17 protein-coding genes are annotated in these 19,803 nt (G+C 55.7%); 10 read left to right on the top strand and 7 right to left on the bottom strand.

Annotated elements, in window-relative coordinates; translation table 11 throughout:
• The first annotated feature begins 3 nt into the window (after positions 1-3).
• The 6 genes from FN082_RS19370 to FN082_RS19345 are packed head-to-tail and all read left to right on the top strand — an operon-like array spanning position 4 to position 6,644.
• Positions 4-987 (top strand): ABC transporter ATP-binding protein, encoded by a 984-nt coding sequence (locus tag FN082_RS19370; protein WP_142982175.1) that lies wholly within the window; start codon positions 4-6, stop codon positions 985-987.
• A complete protein-coding gene (locus tag FN082_RS19365) occupies positions 984-2,018 on the top strand; it encodes an ABC transporter ATP-binding protein (protein WP_142982174.1) in 1,035 nt (344 codons plus the stop codon). Before FN082_RS19370 ends, FN082_RS19365 begins: the two co-directional genes overlap by 4 nt.
• Positions 2,019-3,209 (top strand): amidohydrolase family protein, encoded by a 1,191-nt coding sequence (locus tag FN082_RS19360; protein ID WP_142982173.1) that lies wholly within the window; start codon positions 2,019-2,021, stop codon positions 3,207-3,209.
• Entirely contained in the window at positions 3,209-4,699 is a 1,491-nt protein-coding gene (locus FN082_RS19355; protein WP_142982172.1) for a chlorohydrolase family protein, read from the top strand. Before FN082_RS19360 ends, FN082_RS19355 begins: the two co-directional genes overlap by 1 nt.
• Entirely contained in the window at positions 4,692-5,918 is a 1,227-nt protein-coding gene (locus tag FN082_RS19350) for an amidohydrolase (RefSeq protein ID WP_142982171.1), read from the top strand. The genes FN082_RS19355 and FN082_RS19350 overlap by 8 nt, the downstream gene beginning before the upstream one ends.
• An 18-nt stretch (positions 5,919-5,936) precedes the next feature.
• Positions 5,937-6,644, top strand: a complete 708-nt coding sequence (locus FN082_RS19345; RefSeq protein WP_142461787.1) for a GntR family transcriptional regulator — start codon at positions 5,937-5,939, stop codon at positions 6,642-6,644.
• A 183-nt stretch (positions 6,645-6,827) separates the two neighbouring features.
• Here the strand turns inward: FN082_RS19345 and ttrA are convergent, their stop codons facing one another.
• From ttrA to ttrB, 3 genes are read right to left on the bottom strand one after another with little or no spacing between them, the layout of a single operon-like run.
• Positions 6,828-9,893: a tetrathionate reductase subunit TtrA gene (gene ttrA / locus FN082_RS19340; protein ID WP_142982170.1), complete on the bottom strand. Its 3,066-nt coding sequence runs from the start codon at positions 9,891-9,893 to the stop codon at positions 6,828-6,830.
• Positions 9,886-10,908, bottom strand: coding sequence for a tetrathionate reductase subunit TtrC (ttrC, locus tag FN082_RS19335; protein ID WP_142982169.1), 1,023 nt, complete (start codon positions 10,906-10,908; stop codon positions 9,886-9,888). Before ttrC ends, ttrA begins: the two co-directional genes overlap by 8 nt.
• On the bottom strand, positions 10,909-11,637 hold the full coding sequence (ttrB, locus tag FN082_RS19330) for a tetrathionate reductase subunit TtrB (RefSeq protein ID WP_142461770.1): 729 nt from the start codon (positions 11,635-11,637) through the stop codon (positions 10,909-10,911).
• Positions 11,638-11,815: 178 nt separating this feature from the next.
• On the opposite strand from ttrB, the gene ttrS reads away from it, so the two are divergent.
• The 4 genes from ttrS (at position 11,816) to FN082_RS19310 (ending at position 17,373) form a co-directional block, all read left to right on the top strand.
• On the top strand, positions 11,816-13,558 hold the full coding sequence (gene ttrS / locus FN082_RS19325; protein WP_142982168.1) for a tetrathionate respiration histidine kinase TtrS: 1,743 nt from the start codon (positions 11,816-11,818) through the stop codon (positions 13,556-13,558).
• Positions 13,558-14,142 carry a tetrathionate respiration response regulator TtrR gene (gene ttrR / locus FN082_RS19320; protein ID WP_142982167.1) on the top strand — a complete coding sequence of 195 codons (585 nt, stop codon included), beginning with the start codon at positions 13,558-13,560 and terminating at the stop codon, positions 14,140-14,142. The genes ttrS and ttrR overlap by 1 nt, the downstream gene beginning before the upstream one ends.
• Positions 14,143-14,306: 164 nt before the next feature.
• Positions 14,307-15,365, top strand: a complete 1,059-nt coding sequence (gene yncE / locus FN082_RS19315; RefSeq protein WP_142982166.1) for a 7-bladed beta-propeller protein YncE — start codon at positions 14,307-14,309, stop codon at positions 15,363-15,365.
• A 28-nt stretch (positions 15,366-15,393) separates the two neighbouring features.
• Entirely contained in the window at positions 15,394-17,373 is a 1,980-nt protein-coding gene (locus FN082_RS19310) for a TonB-dependent receptor domain-containing protein (protein WP_407929276.1), read from the top strand.
• 95 nt (positions 17,374-17,468) lie between these two features.
• Here FN082_RS19310 and FN082_RS19305 read toward each other — a convergent pair whose 3' ends face one another.
• The 4 genes from FN082_RS19305 to FN082_RS19290 all read right to left on the bottom strand — a co-directional run bounded on the left by FN082_RS19305 (position 17,469) and on the right by FN082_RS19290 (position 19,605).
• The gene (locus tag FN082_RS19305) at positions 17,469-17,738 is read right to left on the bottom strand and encodes a cell envelope integrity TolA C-terminal domain-containing protein (protein ID WP_142982164.1); all 270 of its coding nucleotides are present in this window, start codon (positions 17,736-17,738) and stop codon (positions 17,469-17,471) included.
• 377 nt (positions 17,739-18,115) lie between these two features.
• Positions 18,116-18,838: a hypothetical protein gene (locus FN082_RS19300; protein WP_142982163.1), complete on the bottom strand. Its 723-nt coding sequence runs from the start codon at positions 18,836-18,838 to the stop codon at positions 18,116-18,118.
• Positions 18,839-18,858: 20 nt separating this feature from the next.
• Positions 18,859-19,128: a hypothetical protein gene (locus FN082_RS19295; protein ID WP_142982162.1), complete on the bottom strand. Its 270-nt coding sequence runs from the start codon at positions 19,126-19,128 to the stop codon at positions 18,859-18,861.
• A 54-nt stretch (positions 19,129-19,182) separates the two neighbouring features.
• Positions 19,183-19,605 (bottom strand): hypothetical protein, encoded by a 423-nt coding sequence (locus FN082_RS19290; RefSeq protein ID WP_142982161.1) that lies wholly within the window; start codon positions 19,603-19,605, stop codon positions 19,183-19,185.
• Positions 19,606-19,803: the final 198 nt, after the last annotated feature.

Raw genomic sequence — 19,803 nt, 5'->3', positions numbered from 1 at the left:
ACGATGACGGCTTCTCCACAGGCGTTACTGGAAGTGAAAAATCTGAGCATTGAATTCCTGCACCGCAAAGGCAACCTGCAGGCGATTCACGATCTGACGCTGGCGATGCAGCCGGGTGAGATCCTCGGCATGGTGGGCGAATCGGGCGCAGGGAAATCCCTGACCGGCGCGGCTATCGCCGGGCTGCTGCAAACCCCAGGGCGTATCCGCGCAGGGGAAATCTGGTTTGCCGAAAAACGTATCGATAATCTGGACAATGAAGCCCGGCGTCAGCTACGGGGCAAAGCGATCAGTTGCATCTTTCAGGACCCGCTTACCAGCCTGAACCCGGTGCTGACCATCGGACAACAGATAATTGAAACCATCCGTACCCATCTTCCCTTGTCGACTGACGAGGCGCGGGAGCGGGCGGTCGCGCTGCTAACGGAAGTGGGGATCAACAGCCCACGTCAGCGCATCAATCAGTATCCGCACCAGCTTTCCGGCGGGATGCGCCAACGGGTGGTGATTGCGCTGGCGCTGTGCGTCGACCCGCAGCTGGTTATTGCCGATGAACCCACCACGGCGCTGGATGTGTCGGTGCAGGCACAGGTCCTGGGCGTGCTGCGCCGGTTATGCGAACAGCACGGAACGGCAGTAATGCTGATTACGCACGATATGGGGGTGGTGGCGGAGGTCTGCTCCAGAGTGGCGGTGATGTACGCTGGGCGCATTGTCGAAACCGGGCCGGTCGCCAATGTGATTCGCCACCCTCAGCACCCCTATACGCGCGGGCTGATTCAATCCATTCCGTCAATGAACGAAAGGCGCGAATACCTGATGCAAATCGATGGCGCAATGCCGCGCCTCAATGCTCTGCCGCAGGGCTGCGCGTTTAATCCCCGCTGCCCGCATGCCAGCGCAAAATGCCGTGAGCAGCAGCCCTTGATGCATCACCGACAGGAGGCCCAGTTGGCCTGTTTCCATCCGCAAGGAGAATCGCTATGAACGAGCCATCGGGACTGCCACCGGAAGTGGTGACCATTCGCGATCTGCATATTCGCTTTAGCCTTGGGCGCGAGAAAAAAACCTCGCTCTTTCGCCCGGCGGCGAAAAAGGAGCTGCACGCGGTGCGCGGCATTAGCCTCGCGATTCGTCAGGGGGAGACGTTCAGTATCGTGGGCGAGTCAGGGTGCGGAAAATCGACCGTCGCCCGCGCGCTGGCCGGACTTTATCAGCCTTCGTCCGGCGAGATAAATTACGCCTGGCGCAGCGGGCAAATGGCCGATGCAGCAGGGCAAAGCGGCACGCAAATGATCTTCCAGGACCCCTACGCTAGCCTCAACCCGCGTTGGCGCATCGCCCGCTCGCTGGCCGAACCGCTGGTGCTGGCGAAAAAGGTTGGCACCACTCGCCAGGCCAGAGCGTACTGCGGCGAGCTGCTGGAGCAGGTGGGGCTTTCTGCGAGCGATCTGGATAAATTCCCGCATGAGTTTTCCGGCGGCCAGCGCCAGCGTATCTCTATTGCCCGCGCGCTGGCGACGCAGCCGGGTTTTCTGATTTGCGATGAACCCACCTCGGCGCTTGACGTCTCGGTGCAGGCGCAGGTGCTCAACCTGATGCGCAAGTTGCAGCGGGAGAACGGTCTGACCTACTTTTTTATCAGCCACAATATGGCGGTGATTTCGCATATCTCCGACCGGGTTGGGGTGATGTATCTTGGCAGGCTGGTTGAGCAGGGCAGCGTCGAAGAGATCTTCGCCCGTCCGGCGCACCCTTATACGCGCATGCTGATGGCGGCGATTCCGCAGTTTGACGCCCCGGCCAGCGCCCGCGAACCGATTCGCGGTGAAGCGCCAAGCCCGCTGTCTCCGCCGCCAGGCTGTGCCTTCGCGCCACGCTGCCCCTATGCCAAACCGCTGTGCCATCAGACAATGCCGCCCGCACATAGCCTCAGCGAGAATCATCAACTGGAGTGTCACTTCCCGATTGAAGTGATGGCCTGTTCCACCTCTATTCCGTTAGCGAAGGTATCGTAAATGACCGCCATTTTGCTGAGAAAAGTCACGCCTTTTGATTCCTTGTCTCCCGTTGACCTGCTGCTTGAGGACGGGAAAATTGTCGCCAGCGCGGAGGCGCTCGCGCCGCCTGAATTCGCTACCGTGATTGACGGTAGCGGCTATCAGGCCTTTCCCGGCCTGGTGGATGGACATGCTCATCTCGACAAAACCCTGCTGGGGCGCGAATGGTATCGCAATAACGTCCCGCGCGATCTGGCGGCGATTATCGCCAACGAACGCGCCTACCGGCATGAACAGAGACCTGATGCGCAGGTGCAGTCCGAGCGGATCGCCCGGCGCGGCATTGCGGCAGGCACTTCGTTTATCCGTACCCATGTCGATATTGATAATGAGATTGGCCTGGCGAATCTGGAAGGCGTGCTGGAGACCCGCCGACGGCTGGCGCAGCAGGTTGATATTGAAATCGTCGCTTTCCCGCAGAGCGGAATTTTGCAAAACCCCGGCAGCGAAGCCTTGCTGGACCGCGCGCTGGAAATGGGGGCTGAACTGGTTGGCGGGCTGGATCCGTGCTCGTTTGACCGCGACCCGCAGCGCCACCTGCAAATCATTTTTGAACTGGCCTGTCGGCACAATAAAAAAATTGATATTCACCTTCACGAACGCGGCGAACTGGGGGCATTCAGCCTTGAACTGATTCTGGAATTTACCCGCCGTTATCAGAAACAGCACGCGGTGACTCTCAGCCACGGCTTTTGCCTGGGGATGGTGGAGCCCGCTCGCCAGCAGCGTTTCGCTGAGGAGATGGCGGAACTGGGCGTCAGCGTGGCTACGACCGCGCCTGCCGATATTGCTGTCCCGCCGTGGGAGCTTCTTGATGCCGCCGGGGTGGCGGTTTGCGCCGGAAACGACGGCATACGCGATACCTGGAGTCCCTATGGCAACGGCGACATGATCCAGCGGGCGGTCACGATGGGCCTGCGCTACCGCTGGCGTAAAGATAGCGAGATTTTGCGTGCGGCGCAGAGCATTACCCACGGCGGCGCGCGGGTGATGGCACTTAACCATTATGGACTTACGCCCGGCTGCCGCGCCGATCTGGTGCTGATCCCCGGTCGCAGTATGGTGGAAGCGCTGGTGGAGGTCCCGCGCGAGCGGAAGGTGTTTAAAGGCGGAGTGCTGGTGGCGGACAATGGGGAGTGCCTTTTCTAATGACTGAGAAAACAACGCGTATTCGCGCCGCCTGGGTCGTGGGTTACCGCGAAGGCGATCACTGCCTGTATGCCGACGGCGAAGTGGTTTATCAGGGTGATAAAATTCTCTTTGTTGGCCACGATTATGCGGGCCAGATCGATGAAGAGATCAACGCGGGCAACAGTCTGGTCGGCCCCGGTTTTATCGATCTCGATGCGCTGGGTGATTTAGACACCACCGTGCTGGCTTTCGATAACCAGCCCGGCTGGCGGAAAGGGCGGATCGTCGCCGACGACTGGCAGCGGCGCGACCTCTATACCCGCGAACAGCTCGATTTCGCCAAGCGTTACGCCTACAGCCAGCTGCTGCGCAACGGGATCACCAGCTTTGCGCCGATAACCTCGATCCTCTACCGCCAATGGGCGGAGGATGTCGACGAGTACCTTTATGCGGCAGATGTTGCTGAGTCTCTCGGTGCGCGCGCCTGGCTCGGCCCGGCGTTTATGTCCGGCTATTATGTTACCGATGCCGCAGGGAATTTTAGTCGCCGCGAAGACAGAGGGCAGGCCCGTCGCGGCCTTGAAGACGCGCAGCGTTTTTTCCAGCGCCTGCGCCAGCGCGGCGTACCAACGTTAAGCGGCATGCTAGCACCGGACCGAATTGAAGGCGGCGACCCGCAGTGGCTCGACGAACTGTCGGCGCTGGTGGCGGAACTTGCCTGTCCCACCCGCCTGCATTGCTGTCAGAGTGAGCTGGAAGTCCAGGAAATCGCCAGCCGCTACCGGGGCAAGAGCTCGCTGGAAGTACTCGACGACGCCGGGCTGCTCAACCGCCACATGTTGCTGCCGCATGGCCAGTTTTTGGGCGGCGCGCAGCCCACCCCGCAGCGGATTGCGCAGGATATTACGCGGCTGGCCCATTCCGGGGCGACGGTGGTCTCCTGTCCGCTGGTTTCCGGTCGTCATGCAAAATATCTCGAACAGTATCCGCAGCTTAAGGCGGCTGGCGTCAATATGGCCCTCGGCACTGATACCTTCCCGTCGGATATGTTCAGCAATATGCATCTCGGCGTGATCCTGAGCCGAGTGGTGACCGGCGATATCGCCGCCGCCAGCAGCGCGGATTATTATCGTATGGCGACGATTGGCGGGGCGCAGGCGCTGGGGCGCGATGATTTGGGGCGGCTCGCGCCGGGCTGCCAGGCGGATATGGTGGTAGTCAACCTTGATCAGCCCGCGCTGGGCCAGATATTCGACCCTATCGCCGCGCTGGTATTGAGTGGTAATGGGCGCGATGTTACCGGCACAATCGTGGCCGGCCGCAAGGTCTACTGGGAAGGACGTATGGTGCAGGCCGGCTACGATCTCGCAGAACTGCATGCTCAGTCGCAGCATATCTTCCGCCATATTCTGCACAGCTACCCAGAACGGACGGTTAACCACCCGCCGCTGGCGGAGATTGTGCCGCCGACTTTTCCGCTTTGCCGCCGGGGAAACGCCGATGAGTGAACGCTATTTATTGACGAACGTCCGCCTGGAGCAGGGGTTTATCTGCCGTCAGGGCGTGGTGCAGGGCACTGAATGCGCGGAGTTTACCCTTGATATCGTGGACGGTAGGATCCACGCTATCTATGCCGGAATCCAGCGTCTGCCGGGCGTCGCCTGGCAGGATGCCCAAGGGTATCTGATGCTTCCCGCCACCCGCGATGAACATATTCATCTGGATAAAACCTTTTATGGCGGTCCCTGGCGTGCGGCGCGGGAGAACGGAGCGCAGGATATTTTTGCGATGATCGCCCTTGAGCAAGAGATACTGCCGACGCTGCTGTCCACCTCGGTGCAGCGCACGCATGCGCTATTGCAGCTATTACAGCAGCAGGGCACGACGTACGTTCGCAGTCATTGCAATATCGAGCCGGTCAGCGGTTTGCAAAGCCTGCGACATTTGCTGGAGGCGCTGGCCCCCTGGCGAGAGCGGCTGCAGTGCGAGATCGTGGCCTTTCCGCAGCATGGCCTGCTGCGTTCGGGGTCGCTGTCGCTGATGCGTGAAGCGCTGGCGCTGGGCTGTGAATGGGTCGGTGGTTTGGATCCGTCAAAAGTGGATGGTGATATGGTCCGTTCGCTGGAAGCGACGCTGGCGCTAGCCGTTGAAGCGGGTAAGGGCATTGATTACCACCTGCATGAAGATAAATCGACAGGTATTGCCTGCATCCGCTATTTACTGAATGCGCTAGAACGGGAGCCGACGCTGCGCGGCAGGCTGACGTTGAGCCACGCCTACTGTCTGGCGCAAGTCGAACGCGCGGAACTGAGCGAACTGGCCGGGCGGATGGTGGAGCTTGGCGTGTCGCTGGCTTCCTGCCTGCCGTTAGGCAAGGGCGTGATGCCGCTGCCCTATTTACGCGAACGTGGTGTGCGCCTGTTAAGCGGCACCGATAGCGTTATCGATCATTGGTCGCCGTTTGGTTCTGCCAGTATGCTGGCGAAAGCGCATGATTGGGCACGGCTGTATACGCGCGGTACGGAGTTTGAGCTGAGCCGGGCGCTGGCTATCGCCACCGGTCATTGCCTGCCGCTTAGCGACAGCGGTGATATGGCCTGGCCGGAAGTGAACGATGAAGCCAGTTTTATTTTGCTAAATGCTGCCTGTTCGGCACAAGTCGTTGCGCGTTTGCCTGCTGTTGAGGCAGTCTATTTTCGTGGAAAAAGAGTCTGGACCAGAGAGTAAATCAAGGTAGAGAACGTAATGAGTGAAAAACTGACGCCAAAGCAGCGTGAAGTTAACCGGGTAGTGGAATCGCTCACCCAGGCTATCGGGCAGCATAAGCTACGTCCTGGAACGCGTTTAATTGAGGCGCAAATCGTCGAGGCGCTGCAGGCAAACCGTAATCATGTACAAACGGCGCTACAGCGCATGGCGGGTCAGGGGATTGTCACTATCGAACCTAACTATGGCGCGATGGTGGCCCGGCCAACGGCAAAGCAGGCTCGCGAGGTATTTATTGCTCGTAATGCCATTGAGTGCGCAATTATTTCCTGCATCACGCCGGAAAAAATGGCGCTTTTCGCCGAAGAGATTGCCAGCCAACAGCATAACGAACACCAGTCGCTGCACGCTCAGGACCGACGGCGCATTGTCTATGAGTTGGGCGCGTTCCATGAGCTGATGGCGCGGATCGCCGATAACGAGGTGCTGCGCGATATCCTGAACAATTTAATGGTGCTGAGTTCGCTGATAGTGATGCTCTATCAGCAGGACGTAACCACCCACTGTCAGTGCGACGAGCACAGCAATATCATTGCCGCGCTGAAGGTCGGGGATTCAGCCCATGCCCAAGATCTGATGAGAGAGCACCTGAACGATCTGCTACAGCAGCTAAACCTGGACGAAACCCCGCAGAATTTTATGACCCTCGCGCAGGCGCTGGAGGTGGGTCAGTTAGAAGCTGAATGAATCTCTGGTGTCATTATGACAATCGGTTATCGTTGTGCGGGCTCATCCACTTTTAAAATAACTGGACACCGTCGATAACTGACCGGTACTTTTACTGTTAATTACCTGAAAAAACATAGCTTTCAGGACAAACAGCAAAGTACCGGTCTCACATGCAACCCTCACGTTGCCGCAGGAAGAGCGCTACACCCGCTCAATCCTCGCCGGTAGCCCCTGGCGCACCGCCGCGCCGCTGACCCAGTCCAGCCAGGTGTTGCTGACCTCGCGCGTCGGATCGGCAAACCCCAGATCGTTAAGGTTAATACCGGATTTTATCTGCGCCGCAAGCGGCAGCGCTTCACCGTCGAGCGTGTGCTGCGCTGCGCCCATTTCCCGATGTCCGTAACCGTGTTCGATAGCAATAACGCCGGGCATTACGCCGCTTAACAGACTGATCTCAGCTTCTACCTGACCGCCGGGGGTTGAAATACGCACTCTGTCGCCGTGCGCCAGCCCGTAACGGCTGCCGTCCTGCGGGTTCAGCGCCACCAGGTTTGTCGGCTTGAGGTGATGCAAGCGCGGGATCACCGTCGAGGCGCTGGCCATGGTGTTAGATTTAAACGAGATCAGCTTTAGCGGCCACTGCTGCGCTGGAAAAAGTTCATCTACAGAACGTCCGTCCGACAATCTGGCGGGATACCACGCCGGGCAGCCGCTGTAGCGTTCGCCGGTAATGGCGTGGCGGTGGGCGGCAACTTCCGCATTCCAGATTTGCAGTGGCTTTTCCCACGGGTTGCCGACGCGACCATCAGTGCGCCCGCTTTTATCCGGGGCAAAGCGTCCGCCGCGTGAATAGATAAAGGCTACACGGCGGACTTCCTCTGCTTTCAGGGTCTGGCTGAGCGCGGGCAGAATACGCTGTACGCCGCTGAGCGTAAGTTCCTCCGCGTTGGCTTCGGCAACCGGCCCTTTACCCATAAACGCAATATTAGCGGCCATACGCAGGTAATAGTCTTCGGCCCGGTTGAGCGGATAGCGGTTACCCTGAGCATCGGTGATGGCGTTTGCGCCAAACCCCGGTAGATTCAGGCGCTTTGCTACCGCGATGCAAAATGACTCCATTGACACCGGCTCACCGTCAGCGGTTCTGGCGGTGGCGGAAGGGACTATCGGCCAGCGAGCGGTGGTGGCTTTACTGGCGACCCCGGCCCACGGGGCGCTGAACCCCCAGCTTTCGAAGTTGTGAGTATCCGGAACGATATAGTCGGCCAGCGCGGTAGTCTCATTCATAAAAGCGTCGATGGTGATAAACAGCGGAAGCCGCTGCGGATCCTTGAGTTTCTCTTCCGCCACGGCGCGTAATCCCGGAACGCCGTACAGCGGGTTGGTCATATTGGAGATCCACGCCTTCAGCGGATAGGGATACCCCTCCAGCGCGGAGGTGAGCAGTTCGGTCAACTGCCCGGCAACGAACGGATACCACGGCGCTTTGGCCGGGAAGGGCGAAACGCCCGCCGCCACTTTGTTGCGATACTCTTCGGAAGATTCATACGCCGTTTTACTGCGCGCAATACTCAGCCCTTTGGGCTTCACTTTGCCGGGAAAGCTCTCCATGTTGTAACGCGGTCCGTCGGTCGCGCCGTTAAACTTGCCGCCGCCGACGAACACCCCGCCTTCTAGACTGAGATTGCCGATCAGCGCGTTAAGCATCATTACCGCCCAGGCGTTATAGAATCCGTTCCCGGCCATCATCCCGCCGTGGGTGATCACGGCGGCCCGGCGTCCGTGAGCGGTGAACGCCTGCGCCAGGGCGACTATTTTCTTCTCCGGAACGCCGCACTGCTGGCTGTACTGCGCGAGGGTAAGCTTTTCAGCCGACTCTTTCAGCAGCTGAAAGCTGCTTTTGACCGTGACCGTTTGTCCACTGACGAGCGTAAGCTGGCGGGTAACAAAGAGTGCAGCGCGGGGGCAGTCGCTGGCGGCGACAAGTTCACCGCTATCACTGACCACCACCGATTCGCTGGCAGCGTTCGCCTTCAGGTGGGCAAGGGTTAAATGCTGCCCGGTAAGCTCCGGCAGTTCATCGGTAATCACCAGATGGGTGGCGTTGCTCCAGCTTTTCTCCCCAGCCTGCTGCATTGCCTGCGCGCCGGGTATCGCCAGATAGTCGGCGTTGTAACGCTGGTTCTCGATAATCCAGCGAATCATCGCCATTGCCAGCGCCGAATCGCTCCCGGGGATCACCGGCAGCCAGCGTCCGCGATCGTCAGCCATGACCGTGGTAAGCGGCAATGCCGGTGCGACAACGACATACTGAAAATCATCGCGCAGGCGGGCGCTGGCGAGCTGTCTGGCCTGACGCTTAAACGGGTTACCGGATTGCGCGGGTGAGGTGCCCATAAATAGCGCAAACTTGACGTTATCCCAGTCGGGCTTCACATGCGGGTTTTTATCCAGATCGCCCATTAGCGCCCCGGAACCTGCACGATAGGCCAGCCCGCAGTACGAGCCGTGGGCGCCGAAGTTTTTGCTGCCGAAACTGTTCAGCGCGAAGCGGCGCAAAAAGGTGTCGCGCCCGTCGTCGCTGGTATTGGTGACCAGCAGCTGGTTGGATTTCGGACCAAATCCCGGATGCTGCGGGTCGATGAGCGTCGTCGGGGAATAAATCGCCCGCAGGCCGTCAACGTGCCCCTCGCCAAACAGATCGCCGCCTTCTACCACTTCTTTCACCAACTGTTCAAAGCTGATGCGCTGCCATTTCCCTTCGCCGCGTTTACCGACGCGCTTCATTGGCTCAAGGATGCGCAGCGGGCTGTATAATCCCTCCAGAAGCGTGGCTCCTCGTGCGCAGGCGGTAGAGCGGCCATCCAGCCCCTTTTCACCAGCGAGCTGTTCCATCGCGGTTGAAAAGGGCACCGCAGAGTCGATGTGATGCTCGTGGGAAAGGGGATGATACGGATTACCCGCAATGCGCAGCGCTTTGCCTTTCTCGCTATCCACTCTCACTCTTACGCCGCACTGCGTCCAGCAGCCGAAACATTGGGTCATCGAGATGACCTGTTGTGAATTTTGCCGCCAGCCCGTATTGGCATTGGCCTCCGGGAACAACGCATTGCCGAAGATACGGTCGCGGGTAATTTTCCCGGAGGTGCCGTTGAGCAGACCATCGATGGCGCGCTTTGCCACCTCCCGATAGCTCAGGGCGAAGGTGGCCATTCCGCCCACGGCGAAGCCGACTTTAAGCCACTGACGACGGGTTAAATTAGCCATGTTGCATTCTCCTTGTGAGTCCGTTCACGGTTTCACGAACGATAATAAGCAGCGCTATCCACAGGCCAAACGTCCCGAGGATAGCCAGCCAGCCATCGGTCCCGGCGGGCAGAGTATAGGGATTAAACTGGGCGTTGAATTTTGGCAGGGTTTGCACCTGAATCAGCAGCGTCCAGCGCATTAACCAGCACAGCGCCATGGCGCTGAGGACCAGCATACTGCGCAGCGGCAACCCCAACGGGCGGCGCAACGCCAGTGTGCAAAAGCACAGTGAAATCAGCCAGAAGGCCAGCCAGCCGAGTGCGTAATGGCGGGCGGATGGCGAAATTGCCAGCCATTGCCGAATAGCGGTGCCGGAAAGGGTATCGCCGCTGGCCCACATCGCCACCACCACGGCCAGCAGAATCAGCGCCGAGAGCTGCCACTGCGCCAGGCGTCGCTGAAGGGGAAAATCATCGCGTGTTGCCACAATCAGCAGGGCGAAAAAGGTTTGCAGAGCGCTGAAGAACATCGCCAGTGGGAAGGCATAGCTGAACCAGACCGGGCGCGCCTGCACCACAGAGACTTCACGTCCGGTGTAGACCAGCAGGCCAACCGCCGTGAGGGCACTGGCAAGAGCAATCCATTTGGTGACGCTGTAACTTTTATTGAAGAGCTGTTTGACCCACTGCGCCACAAACCACAAGCCTAAAAACAACGTGAACAGCGGCAGGAACAGCGCGCCCCAGGGCATCCAGGACCAGGGCGTGGGATAGGCGTAGAAATGCCAGAAGCGAGCGGTCTGATGCAGATCCGCCGTCAGCGCCAGCGGGGCGGTAATGGCGCAGGTCAGGGCAATTAGCAGCGTCAGGTTTTCCAGCTTCGGGTTCGGATTTTTACGCCAGTGGAGCGCGCAGCCAAAGAGCGCGGCGCAGGCGGCAATGCCGATAAAAAAGAAGTATTGCACCGCCCACGGTAACCAGCTCACTTCCTGCGGACGCGCCAACACCTCTTCAATAATCAGTGAATGTGTCATTCAGACCTCCTGCCAGAGCGCGGCTTGAGCACGCCCCATAAGCGGTGTAACAAACGCCTCATCCAGCCCGAGATAGAAAACGTGGGGCAAGGTACCGTTTTCCGGCTTCAGTACCTTGATGGCATCATGGTGCAAAGCGAGCATCTGCGAGATGCGACTCTGACGGTTATTGATGTCGCCGATGATCCGCGCGCCGCCGACGCAGGACTCCACGCAGGCGGGGAGCAGCCCGGCTTCCAGACGGTGGACGCAGAAGGTGCATTTATCGGCGGTCTGCGTCTCATGATTGATAAAACGCGCATCGTAGGGACAAGCCTGTACGCAGTAGGCACAGCCCACGCAGCGGGTGTTATCCACCACCACAATGCCGTCTTCACGCTGAAAAGTGGCCTGCACCGGGCAGACCGGGACGCAGGGCGGATTGTCACAATGGTTACACAGTCGCGGGAGCAGAACGTTGGTCACTTCATCATCAAGCTGCACCTGATACTGATTGACGTGAGTGCGAAACTCCCCCTGCGGCGTCTGATTTTCTATCGCACAGCTGACGGTGCAGGCCTGGCAACCGATACAGCGGCGCAGATCGACGAGCATCGCGTAGCGGTGGCGAGGGGAACCTTCACGGCGATCCGGCGAAAAAGGGAATTTTGCCTGCGCCAGCGGAACCAGAGACGCGCCGGCGCTGAGAACGCCCAGCTGCGCCAGAAACTGTCGTTTACTGCTGTCCATATTTTCTCCCTCGCGCGGCAACAACTAAACATTTGTCACGTCGTTGATTTGCATGTGATGAATAAAGAATGTTGATGATTTACAGTGTAAAAATCGCGGCGGGGGCAGCTCTATTGTGGTTAACCACATACCCGGCGGGTTGTTGATCTAAAACAACATAATGAAAAGGGATAATCGGGTGAGAGCAAAAAAACGGCGACGTCTGGCGCTGCTGGCATCGGCATTACTGCTGAATGCTCAGGCATGGGCGGACTCATGGAATATCGGCGTTCTGGCGATGCGGGGCGAGGTTTTTACCCGCAGCCACTGGCAGCCGCTGGAAGCCGCACTTAATCAACAGTTACCGGACCAGCAGTTCCATATTCAGCCGCTGGATTTGCAGCAGATGCAGGAAGCGGTGAATAACGGTTCCGTGCAGTTTGTGGTGACCAATCCGGCGCAGTTTGTGCAGTTGAATAGCCACTCTCCGCTGCGCTGGCTGGCGTCTTTACGCTCATCGCCCGGATCGGGCAACGTGATAGGCAGCGTGATTTTAACACGTCGCAATAGCGGTATTTCGTCAGCGACCGATCTTATCGGCAAGACGGTAGGAGCCATCGATCCCCAGGCTTTCGGCGGTTATTTGCTGGGAGTGAAGGCGCTGAGCGACGCCGGACTGAGGCCGGAGCGTGACCTCCATCTGCGTTTTACCGGCTTTCCCGCCGATGCGCTGATCTATCTGCTGCGTGAACAGGTGGTGCAGGCGGCGATTGTGCCGGTCTGCCTGCTGGAAAAAATGGCCGACGAAGGGCTGGTAAATAAAGCCGATTTTGTGGCGGTCATTCGCCGTCCTGCGGTCATTCCTTGCCTGACCAGTACGCCGCTGTATCCCGACTGGTCGTTTGCCGCGCTGCCCGAAGTCAGCGATGCGCTGGCCGATCGGGTGACCCGCGCATTGTTTAATGCGCCAGAGGATGCCGCCTTTCACTGGGGGGCGTCGGCCTCGACCAGCCAGGTAGAAGCGCTGCTGCGCGAAGTCCGGCAGCATCCACAGCAGCGCCGGCTGTGGCTGGATGTCAAAAGCTGGCTGATTCAGCACCGGTTCATCATGGGCGGAACCGCGCTGGCCCTGTTGCTGCTGACGCTAAACTATATCTGGGTGATGCTGCTGGTGCGACGGCGTGGCAGGCAGTTGGTACACAACGCAGTGCAGTTACGCGAACAAGAGCAGGCCCTGCAAACGGCCAGGCAGATGAGCGTCCTGGGTGAGATGACCTCGGGCTTCGCCCACGAACTGAATCAACCGCTGTCAGCCATCCGCCATTATGCGCAGGGGTGTACGATCCGTTTGCAGAAACAGGATCGGCAGCATCCGTTGCTGCCCGCGCTGGAGCATATTGATCAGCAGGCCCAGCGCGGGGCGGATACATTACGTAATCTGCGTCACTGGGTCAGTCAGGCGCAAGGGGAGCCCATGCTGGCGGATGAGTGGGAACAGATTAGCGTTCGCCAGGCGATTGACCATGTCTGGCAGTGGCTGCGTGTGCCGCAGCAATTTCCCCAACTGCTGCTGAACAGCGATGTCGATCGTTCAGTGACGCTCGTATTGCCGCCGGTACTGCTGGAGCAGGTGCTGGCGAATCTGATCCTTAACGCGGCGCAGGCGGGAGCGAAAATGCTGTGGATCAGCGCTGTACGTGAAGCCACTGGGGTGCGTATTACCTTGCAGGATAACGGCGGCGGTATTGACGCATCCCAGTTAGATCAGGCGTTCCAGCCGTTTAAGACCAGTCGAAAAGAGGGAATGGGATTGGGGCTGGTTATCTGTCAGCGGCTGGTGCGCTATGGGCGAGGAGAGATAAGCATAATAAACCAGACCGCGCCTGACGGACAGCCCGGCGCTGCGGTGGTACTGGCATTCAACCGACAAGAGGAACGGTAATGGCATTAATTCATCTGCTCGATGATGACGTAGAGGTCACCAGGGCATGCGCGTTTTTGCTGGAAAGCCTGGGCTATGAGGTCATGTGCTGGGAGGCGGGGGAAATATTCCTGTCGCAGGCCTGTCTCTATCAGACCGGGGTGGTGCTGCTGGATATGCGTATGCCGGTGCTGGATGGTCAGGGCGTTCATGAAGCGCTGCGCCAACGCGGCAGTACGCTGGCGGTGGTGTTTCTCACCGGGCACGGCGACGTACCGATGGCGGTAGAGCAGATGAAACACGGCGCGGTGGATTTTCTGCAAAAGCCGGTTTCGGTTAAGCCACTGCAAACGGCGCTGGAACGCGCTTTGATGGTCTCCGGCGAAGCTTTTTTGCGGCATCAAATCCTGGCCTGCTATCAGCAGCTGACGCCCAAAGAGCGTGAACTGGCCCTGCTGGTGGTGAAAGGGCTGATGAATCGGGAGATTGCGGAGATGATGAACATTGCTGTACGCACGGTAGAGGTGCATCGCGCAAGAGTGATGGAGAAGATGCAAGCGGGGAGTCTGGCGGAATTAGTCCGGATATTACAGCAGGTTATGTAGTTAATCCTCTGCGTGACCTGTAGCCATTTCAGCGCACGTGTAAACCGCTGCCGCTTCGATTACAACACAAAATTTGGTAGGGAATATGGAGGACCCTTCAATTGCAAATGATATTCATTTTCATTATTGTTTGCATTCCGTAAACTACTGTAAAGAAAAATTACATGTCTACAGCATCTGTAAAGAAAACCACGCTCTGCGCGCTGGCCATTTCATTATCTCTTCATGCTTTTTGCGCGTCGGCAAAGGATTTCAGCGAGAAGGATTTCCGCTCACAGTCATTGGGTCATGGGGTTTATGAGCTGGCCTATGATAACGGTCAGAAGACGATCTTTGCCGCCTCGGCACCCTCCTTTGAGAAAGATAAAACGGCCGGCGTGGTGTTTCGCCTGGCCGCCGACTCTCTGCAGATTAATGAGAAGATAGCCACCGAGCGCCGTACCTTTGCGCTCTCTCTGGATGAAGAAAACCATATCCTGTATTTGGGTAACGCCCTGGACGGTTCAGTCACGCTTCTGGATACGCTGACCAACAAAGTGATTAAAACTATTCAGCTCAGCGATGATTCGGATCCTGATAAAAAGGCCCACGTGCGTGAAATCGTGCTCGATAAGCAGAATCAACGCCTGTACGTTTCCGGGATTGGACGTAAAGACAAAGGCCTGCTTTGGGTCGTCGATACGCGTAAACAACAGTTGCTGGAAACAATCGGCAAAATCGAGCCGGTGGGTTTTGCTGTGGATGCTACGGGTGAGAAGGTTTATGTGGTCACCGGTAATGGGGAGCTGGTTACCCTTGATGGCAAAACATCAAAACTGCTTTCCCGTGTGAAGGTTGATCCGGCTGAAACTGAGCATTATTTCCTCAATATCGCCCTGAATAGCGCTGCGGGAGTCGGGTACATCGCTGATACCAATACCCGCGATGTGCTGGTGGTGCAACTGGACTCCGGCAAGCTGGTTCAGCGTATTGCCACGCCTAACTCGATTGCGGTGCTGTATAACGCCGCGCGCAATGAGATCTACGTTACCCATCGCAACGATCGCTCGATTAGCGTGATTGACGCGAAAACCAACGATGTCAAACACACTATCAAAACGGCGGCCATGCCCAACAGCCTGGTGCTTTCTGCGGATGGCAGAACGCTTTATGCCAGCGTTAAACAGGACGAGAAAAGCGACCAGTCTGACTACGTTCTCAAGATTGATCTAACCAAATTCTAAGGACTTTTTTGTGACGATTAAGACACGCATGGACGTGGCGATTGCGCTCGCCTTCGCCAACCTGCCAGCGGCCGTTTACGCAGCAGACAGCACGCCCGTCAACGAAGAGCAGATGGTGGTAACGGCTACCGGTTTCAGTCAGGAGAGACGCGAGGGACCCGCGACGATCTCGGTGCTCGATGAGAAAGCGCTGAATACCCGTTCGAATCAGAACGTGACGGAAGCCATCCGCGAAATGCCGGGTGTGCTGGTGGGCAACGGTCACGGCAGCCTGGCAACCGGCGATGTGCAGATGCGCGGTATGGATTCGTCGTATACCTCATTCATGGTCAACGGCATCAAGCAGTCTACCCGCGAATCCCGGCCTTACGGACACCATATCGGGACTGAGGCGGCCTTTATGCCGCCTCTGGCCGCCATCGAACGGGTTGAGGTGATTCGCGGGCCGATGTCCTCGCTGTATGGTTCGGACTCCATCGGCGGCGTGGTTAACGTCATCACCAAAAAGGCTTACAACCTCGATAAATGGACGGGAGTGCTGGAGGATAATTACTTCCTGCAGGAGAAAAGCGAATACGGTAATACCAACCAGACCAACGCTTTCTTTATGGGGCCTGTGATCCCGGGCAAGCTCGGGGTGAGCGTGGGGGCGGATTACCTTGACCGCCGCGATGATGATAGCCCGACCAAAGAACGTTTTGTTAAACATCAGGCAGGGAATCTGGATGCAACGATTTCGATGTCGCCCACCGATACTCAGCTTTGGGATCTGAACGCCTCCAAAGGCAATCAGGAGAAAACCCACAACGATAAGCAGTGGTACTGGGGCTTTGACCGCGATGCGGCCTCGCTTTCACAGCACGCCTGGTACGGCGATGACCTCGTAGAAGTGAAGAACTTTATCAGCTACGAGAAAGCCCGCACGGAGTATCGCGTGCCCGGCATGGATTCGCAGTTTATTAAGCAGAATAACTTCGAAGCCAATAGTGCGAACACCTTTACGCTGGCCGATCACAAGTTAACGCTGGGCATGAACTTTACGCGCAATGAACTGAATGACACCTTCGGCATAGAAGATAAACAGGCACCTGGCGTGACCCCGGTCAGCAAGATCACCCGCCATGGTTGGGCGGTATTTGCGGAAGATGCGTGGATGATGGTGCCGGACTTCACGCTGACGACCTCGGCGCGTCTGGATCATGACAGCTACTTTGGCTACCACGTGACGCCGAAGCTGTACGGTAACTGGACCATCGATGAGGCCTGGGCACTGAAAGGGGGCGTTTCCGCGGGTTATAAGAAGCCGGACCTGCGTCAGAATAATGCCGGTTTTACCAGCGTCTATGGTGCTTATCCCTATTCTGAAATTGGTATTGGTAATGATGACCTGAAGCCGGAGCAGAGCATCAACACCGAACTGGGCGTGTACTGGCAGAAAGATGCGCTGGCGCTGGATGCCACCATCTTCCATACCAAATTCAAGGACAAAATCAGCGATCACACCATCTGTACTTCCTCTGCTACCCAGCAGTGTCAATACAATGGCTATACCGCTGACACCGTGTCGCAATACATTAACGTGGGTGATGCGGAGATTTATGGTCTGGAGCTGAACGGCGACTGGCAGGCCACCGCCGCGCTGAAAGCCAACGTGAACTACACCTATACGCACAGTGAGCAGAAAAGCGGTGACTATAAGGGTTACGCGCTGAGCGATTTCCCCAGCAGCATGGCCAACGTTTCACTGACCTGGAATACGACGAACGATCTGGAACTGTGGACCAAGGCAAGCTGGCGCAGCAATTCACCGGATATCGGCAAATCCAGTTCAACAGAGGCCTATGCGCTGGTTGATTTAGGTGCGCGTTATCACCTGAATAAGCACGTTACGCTGATGAGCGGTATCTACAATCTGTTTAATGTGAACCCGATTTACACCACGTCATATCGGCAAACGTCGATGCTGGAAGGGCGGCGTTATAATTTCGGCGGCCGCGTCGAGTTCTAAAAATGATGCAGGGGCCTGATGGCCCCAAATCTGTTTTACCTATTTACCCGCATTTCTGCCGAGTGGACGCTGGCAACTTATGCCCTGAATAAGCTTTACAGGGTGAAATCCAGCGTGGCATTCTTGAATACCAGATAGGTTTGTTCATCAGGCGCAGGGGGAATTTTTGCTTCTTTTAGCGCTGACATAATTTCTGCACATAATACCGGATCGCCACTCTCAACTTGTGGATTATCCACTGTCCCATCACGCTGCAGCATTAAGCGCACAGAGCATTTTTTTCCCTGGTACGACTGTGGTTGTTCCATTATAGAAGATTGAGCGGTTGTGACGAACCGTTGTAGATACGGATCCCCGTTCCGGATGAGAGCGAACGCTGTTTATGCTCGACTGGTTCCGCGATCCGGCACTCCAGCTAATGTCAGACGCTGCTCGATGGTGGACCAGACACGGACGAAACAAAACCAAAGAATCCCTCGAACGCAGTGAGAGCTTAGCTGGAGACTTCCACATAGCGGTTTTGCCGCGATTCTGAACCAGAGGGCGCAAGACAATCCAACTGTTATGCGAACTAACGACTGCACCAATCTGGCTACAATCCTCGTGGCTTGAAGTTAGTGCGCATAATGTATGACGCTATGTTACAAAAGGGTTCTGAGCCATTCCGGTAAAATGGGGTTGTTGTTTACCGGAATGGTGAAGGTTCGTCTTTATACATAGAGTGCATTATGCGAATCATTAGTTAAAAAACCCTGACTCCCTGCAATATCAGAAATATAATAACAAATGCAGCATAACCAGCAGTTGCTGTAGTATCTTTTATTTTAAAGTTTAAAGCGCCTGATAGTAATCGAGCACCAATTCCACCTAAAAGAGAAACCACAACACTTAATATAATGTATTTGCTCTTTGATGAGTCATCGATCTCTAGGAAAAATAGAAGTGTTACCATAACAGCAATACTTAAAATTCCAAGTATGGCAGAATAGATACGCTCATGTGTTTTTGTCATTCTGAATCTTCTTTTTTTATCAAACCCTTTCACAGGTAGGCCATTGTCTATACATTTTTCTTTTAATTCCTTAATTTCTTTTTTATTCTTTACTTGAACTATTAGTTGTTGCAGCCCTGCAAAGGCATGTTTACTTGGCTTATAATTATCACCATAATACGCACACATTATTGAATAATGGTTCGGGATCGTCTCTTCAAGCGCATCACAAAAAAGTCCAGCCAAATCAGCTAGTTGTGTTGTTTTTTCATTGGTTAAACTTTCTTCCGCAGCATCTAATGCCGCATAGCATCCATCCATGAAATTGAATAGCTTTAACCCAGCATCATGCAGCTTATTAATTTTTTCATTATCAAGGCCGGAAGATTTAATATCTTCCATAATAGAATCATATTCATTATAGAGTAAATCAATTGTTTCATTTTGATTCTGAACTAAATCTTCCAGCTTCACTTTATATCATTCCCTTGTTATTATTTCTTCTGACTTTGAATCATTTTTAAAATTGTTTTCTGCAAAGTGTTAGTTCTTGCTTGATCTCGACTTTCATTAGCGGAACTTAATAATTCTCCATTATAGTATTTTTTAATTACATCATAAACTTCTTGATCTGTTGGCTTTCTTCCTAATTGATGCAGGTCATTAGCAATTTTTAGAGCTTGCTCTTCTGTTAGCTCTCCTGTGATGATCTTATTGTGATCAAAAGCAAGTGCTGTTTTCAACTCTTCTACTAATTTAGACATCTGTAATATCCTTTTTTATTTAAATTAACTACATAATGGTACTCATTATTTAGGTTACCAGTAATATGAATTCTTGCGGTGCCACCAATAAAGCAAGCCGTATCCGATGATAAGAATCCCGAAGAACATCAGCGACATTCCCCAGCCAGTTCCGTACCACGAAACCATATCATCGAAAACTAGCCCGCCCATTTCACGAACTCCGGCGGCTTCCTTAAGAATTGGTTTGAATACCGGAATCAGAAGGGCGATCGCCAGTGGGGCACCCCAGCGAACAAGACCTTTTTCCATTTTGATCCCGAAAAAGATCCCCGCACCGACAACAAGCAACCAGACTATCAGGCCAGGCGCAGTTTCCAGTGCTGTTTGCCATTCAACATCAAAAGTTTTCATTAGCCAGGCAACAACTGCCAGACAGAAAGCAAATACGCCGAAGACAACCAGTTCAACGCCGCTTGTTTCGTTATTTCTACTCATCCTTTTGATCCTTTTTTACTGTTTAAAATTCGCACAATAAAGGACGTGCAGTGTTGGTAATACTGCACGTTTGTCTCATTCCTGAGACTCAGCCTTTCTTCTTCCCGAAAAGCTCATCCCATTTTCTTGATGTTGTTGCTGTTTGCAGGGCGCTCGAAACCCTCCCCAAACAAAGGATGTCCTCATCATCAAGGGTGC

This window comes from Klebsiella spallanzanii (assembly GCF_902158555.1).
Classification (GTDB): Bacteria; Pseudomonadota; Gammaproteobacteria; order Enterobacterales; family Enterobacteriaceae; genus Klebsiella; species Klebsiella spallanzanii.
This window is presented reverse-complemented; position numbering and strand designations above follow the sequence as displayed.

Bases quoted from the DNA above. Each gene is read 5' to 3' on its own strand.
- FN082_RS19345 (WP_142461787.1), top strand. From the start codon at position 5,937: ATGAGTGAAAAACTGACGCCAAAGCAGCGTGAAGTTAACCGGGTAGTG.
- ttrC (WP_142982169.1), bottom strand. From the start codon at position 10,908: ATGACACATTCACTGATTATTGAAGAGGTGTTGGCGCGTCCGCAGGAA.
- ttrB (WP_142461770.1), bottom strand. From the start codon at position 11,637: ATGGACAGCAGTAAACGACAGTTTCTGGCGCAGCTGGGCGTTCTCAGC.
- yncE (WP_142982166.1), top strand. From the start codon at position 14,307: ATGTCTACAGCATCTGTAAAGAAAACCACGCTCTGCGCGCTGGCCATT.
- FN082_RS19355 (WP_142982172.1), top strand. From the start codon at position 3,209: ATGACTGAGAAAACAACGCGTATTCGCGCCGCCTGGGTCGTGGGTTAC.
- FN082_RS19350 (WP_142982171.1), top strand. From the start codon at position 4,692: ATGAGTGAACGCTATTTATTGACGAACGTCCGCCTGGAGCAGGGGTTT.
- FN082_RS19365 (WP_142982174.1), top strand. From the start codon at position 984: ATGAACGAGCCATCGGGACTGCCACCGGAAGTGGTGACCATTCGCGAT.
- FN082_RS19290 (WP_142982161.1), bottom strand. From the start codon at position 19,605: ATGAGTAGAAATAACGAAACAAGCGGCGTTGAACTGGTTGTCTTCGGC.
- ttrA (WP_142982170.1), bottom strand. From the start codon at position 9,893: ATGGCTAATTTAACCCGTCGTCAGTGGCTTAAAGTCGGCTTCGCCGTG.
- FN082_RS19360 (WP_142982173.1), top strand. From the start codon at position 2,019: ATGACCGCCATTTTGCTGAGAAAAGTCACGCCTTTTGATTCCTTGTCT.
- FN082_RS19295 (WP_142982162.1), bottom strand. From the start codon at position 19,128: ATGTCTAAATTAGTAGAAGAGTTGAAAACAGCACTTGCTTTTGATCAC.
- ttrR (WP_142982167.1), top strand. From the start codon at position 13,558: ATGGCATTAATTCATCTGCTCGATGATGACGTAGAGGTCACCAGGGCA.
- FN082_RS19310 (WP_407929276.1), top strand. From the start codon at position 15,394: ATGGACGTGGCGATTGCGCTCGCCTTCGCCAACCTGCCAGCGGCCGTT.
- FN082_RS19370 (WP_142982175.1), top strand. From the start codon at position 4: ATGACGGCTTCTCCACAGGCGTTACTGGAAGTGAAAAATCTGAGCATT.